At 52.0% G+C, this 3,838-nt stretch carries 5 protein-coding genes; 3 read left to right on the top strand and 2 right to left on the bottom strand.

Annotated features, from left to right (window positions below):
• A partial coding sequence (locus MFF30_RS25870) for a hypothetical protein (RefSeq protein WP_238283158.1) occupies positions 1-239 on the bottom strand: 239 nt, incomplete at its 3' end.
• 729 nt (positions 240-968) lie between these two features.
• On the opposite strand from MFF30_RS25870, the gene MFF30_RS25865 reads away from it, so the two are divergent.
• Positions 969-2,282 carry a metallophosphoesterase family protein gene (locus MFF30_RS25865; protein WP_238283156.1) on the top strand — a complete coding sequence of 438 codons (1,314 nt, stop codon included), beginning with the start codon at positions 969-971 and terminating at the stop codon, positions 2,280-2,282.
• Here MFF30_RS25865 and MFF30_RS25860 read toward each other — a convergent pair.
• Complete coding sequence (locus MFF30_RS25860) at positions 2,275-2,706, bottom strand: hypothetical protein (RefSeq protein ID WP_238283155.1); 432 nt, start codon at positions 2,704-2,706, stop codon at positions 2,275-2,277. The genes MFF30_RS25865 and MFF30_RS25860 overlap by 8 nt on opposite strands.
• A gap of 57 nt (positions 2,707-2,763) precedes the next feature.
• Between MFF30_RS25860 and MFF30_RS25855 the strand changes: the two genes are divergently transcribed.
• A complete protein-coding gene (locus MFF30_RS25855) occupies positions 2,764-3,579 on the top strand; it encodes a hypothetical protein (protein WP_238283154.1) in 816 nt (271 codons plus the stop codon).
• Between the two features lie 16 nt (positions 3,580-3,595).
• A partial coding sequence (locus MFF30_RS25850) for a PD-(D/E)XK nuclease family protein (RefSeq protein WP_238283152.1) occupies positions 3,596-3,838 on the top strand: 243 nt, incomplete at its 3' end.

Below are 3,838 nucleotides of genomic sequence, written 5' to 3'. Positions count from 1 at the left end.
TCATCTGACGACGGACACCATGCGCGCTGGCCGGTGATGACCCTGGCCCCGATGGTCAGGTACCGGATCGCCCACTCGCGCCGCTTCCATTTCTCGACGACGGTGCGGGTGGCCTGGAGGGGGTCGCGCGGCAGTTCGTCCCCGTCACCTAGGTAATGGCTCTCCCCAAGTAGCAGCAGCCGCACTTGGCTCGCCCCGAAGTTAGGACCCACGTAAGGGAGGAAGCTAAGGTTGGACATGACGGTTCTCCTGGGCCGGGCGTAGCGCCGGCGGCCTGAACCGCTCGAAGGGCGGTAATTCGCTCCCGATCACGGAAATTTTATCCGCCCGCCAGCGGGATGGCTGGTGGACCAAATCTGCCATTGCGTCCCTAGTCGCGAGGCCGGCCCTAGATGGCGACCAGACGTTGGCCGTTCGATGGGAAGCGGCCGTTCCGCCTCCGACCCATACTGATCGTTCAGATCGTTCATGAACCTTTCCGAAAGCAACGATCCTATCGCCCAAAGGCAAGTTCAGTAATCTGAATATAATACAATAAATCAATTTGCATGTTATATGTACTTGATACTCGATAATTTTTCAGGATAATATATTCTGAAATACCAAATGCAATAGACAGAAAAGTTTTCAGTCAAAGTACATGGGCATATAGAATTTCTGGGAATTCACGCATCGGCCGTATACAGAATCTGCGAAACTCAGCTACAAGGTAATCGTCAATGTTTCCGCAAATGCCATATTGGATATCATATTTTATAATTGTATTTTCGAGTATTTTTTTCAAATGGGTGATATATAGACCGCTTGTGCCCGGCGGCTACTACCCAACGGATGGAGCTTATACGTTCGATCAAAAGCGACAAGAGGCTTTGATACGCTACCAAACAGGAAGGATTTATCTTTTCCCACTAGTATGGAAGACTATATATCCAGCATCAGATCAGAATTATATCTCACAGATGTTTTGGATGATCCGCAATACATCTTTGGTAAGCCACAAGGATGTATTTATAATGATCTTTGTATTTGCTTTTTTTCAAATATTAAGATATCTATTAACGGAAACTCGTAAAGACTTATTTATTTCTGCTTCACTGGTCGTAGGACAGTTGGTAGAATTACTGGTATTATCTTATGATGCAATCTTGAATTTAAATGCATCGTATGTCTCAGTCCATTACTCGTTGTATTCATACAGCAACCCCCCGGACGGGTGGTGGATCGTAGTATATTATGCCTCCTTAGTCCTGTCGATATTGTCTATACCCTTCATTTTTTACAATATTTACATATTGCTGCGCTTGTCTTTCCGTCCTGCGCAGAGAATCATATCAGCGTTCAGAACGGGCGCAATTGTCGCTTCGCCGTACGCATTGCGGTGGAAAAGGGTTTATTCAAAAAATATTGTAGAGAAAAACAAAGATGTCAATCCTGAATTTCAGGACGGACAGAGGATTCTGCTTATATCTGACCTTCATATTTCCGAGACGGGAAGCGCTCCAATGCTTAGTGAGCGATCTTCGGACGACGCGCTTAGCAATCTAAAAATTGTAATTGCCCGAAGCAGTCTAGACGCTGTAGTTTTTGTCGGAGACATGACCGATACAGGCAGTAATAGGGCATGGGAAAAATTAACAGAGATTTCTAATTCGCTGACATGCCCTGTTTTAGCTGTTCCTGGCAATCACGATGTTCACTTCGCTTCTTTTAACACAATAGACGGCGGATATGATTTATTCTCTAAGCAGTCTTATGATTCGAGGTATGTATCTGTAAAAATACGTGAGTTGACATCATCGTACCAAGAGGGAGGTTATCCTTTCGTCAAAAGATTGGGTACATCTCCCGTTGTTATTATATTACTTGATAGTAATCGGCGCCCATGTTCAGGACCAGCTACAAACGCACTTGGTTACGTGGGTCGCGATCAGTTGACGGCGGCAGAAGTAAAGTTGAGAAAAATTGCAAAACCGAGTGACAATGTCATAGTTATCTTACATCACCCTGTCGTGTACGGTGAAGGAAATTGGTTTTTGCAATGTATGGATGGGAATAGGGTGTTAGATTTCGCGATAGGAGTTGGAGCATCCGCAATTGTGTACGGCCATCTTCATGCTCCATGGGTAGGAACCTATCAGAACGCTGCCGGGTCTATTATTATTATTAGCTGTGGATCATTTCACCACCCTGCAAAAGGGCCCTGTGCTAAAGATGTTAAGTCGCCATCGGCCTATATTCTTACAATAGGAGGCAGCGCGATAGGCGCAAAGATAATTACTTAAATTCTCGGAATTTGAATTTTGACGACGAAAAGTTCTTTTGCGTCCTCGGCTTAGCCCTCTCAGGGTCGTAATGGTGCGCTTCGGCGTGGCCGAGCTCCGCCGCTCGGCGAAACAGCGGCTCGATGACGAGGTCGGCCTCCCGCACCCCAGCCGCTGCAAGGTCGTCCAGACTCAGCCGAACATCGAGCGAAATGACTGCAATCGCCCGAAAATCCGGGTCCGCGCAGACCTTCATCGCATGCGCGAAATAGGGCTCACCCGGGTTCGCCGTCACAACCATCGAATCCTGCCAGCTCTTTTGCTCGAAAATGTACGTCAGCTTCCCAGAGTGGGCTATCGTCTCGCTGAGGCTTGGCCCGGTCAGACAGCGTCCGGCCTCAGCGGAAAGTAATTTCTGATTCAAAGGTATTAGGTAATGAATCACACAACCTGTTACCTTTCACCAGATATCAGTCCGTGACCTGAGCGGAAGCAAACCGACATGGCCCTATCGACCGGATGCGCCTCAAGCCTGCCTACCAGCAGACGCATCGATTGCGTGATCTGCCATGGTGGCCGGCCCGTGGAGTTCGACAAAACCCGCCGGATCAGCATGGACGGGGATTGGCGGATCACGGCCAACCCACTCGCATGGGGCAACCCGAATGCGGAGGTCGTCGTGTTAGGCTTCTCCAAAGGCCCGACACAGGCTGGCAAGCTAACGACCACACCCCACGACCAGATCGCTTACAAGGGCGGGCGGCTGCCCGTCGGCAAGATCCTGGCCCATGTCGGCCTGATAGAAGGCGGCGATGAGAGGCATCTGCGAGCCTCCGTGGACAGGCTGATCGCCGATCCCGCTGGACGTTTTCAATTTGGCTCGCTCATTCGCTGCACAGTCGAGCGGTGGGACGGTGAGGAATGGAAGGGCACGGGCGGGGGCATGCTGGACGGTTTCGTCGCCGTCCCGTTCGGGCGGGAGGTAGCGACGAACTGCACCCGCCGGTTCCTGACGAACCTTTCTGCCTCGACGCGACTCGTCGTGATGTTCGGGATGGGGACGAAAGGGAACTACATTCGGCAGGCGCGTGCCCTGATCCAGCAGGCGCGGCCGGGGCGCTGGCGGACGGTGAACGAGGTCGCGTATGCCGACGAGAAGGTCACCTTCGTGCACGTCGAGCACTTCGCGTCGCAGGGCAACCTACTTCCTCGGTGGCTTGGCGAGGGCGGTCATTCCCGCGGGCAGCTTGGCATCCGCGCTCGTGAAGCGGTCGCTGGCGCGTTAGGTATGAAGGCTGTCGACGGCCTCGTGGCGTAAGGGATACCGAGTGGGGATGACCGACAGCACCATAACGACTGATGTCGAGCAGAAACTCGCCGACTTGGTCGACGACCTGGATTTCCAGGCAATCGACCGGCGGATGGGACGCTTCAATCTGTTCGAGGCCATGGGTGCCGTGCGAGGAGAACTCCGGCACTCGAACTTCCTGGCCTTCCTCCTTTCGCCCGCCCGAAACCATGGTCTTGCAAGCGAGCCACTACTCCGTTTCCTCCGCCTGGCGCTGGCCGGCATGCCG

Origin of the sequence: Methylobacterium goesingense (assembly GCF_022179225.1) — a bacterium.
Lineage (GTDB): Bacteria > Pseudomonadota > Alphaproteobacteria > Rhizobiales > Beijerinckiaceae > Methylobacterium > Methylobacterium goesingense.
Note: the sequence above shows the minus strand (reverse complement) of the source record. Positions and strands in the feature narration are given on the sequence as shown.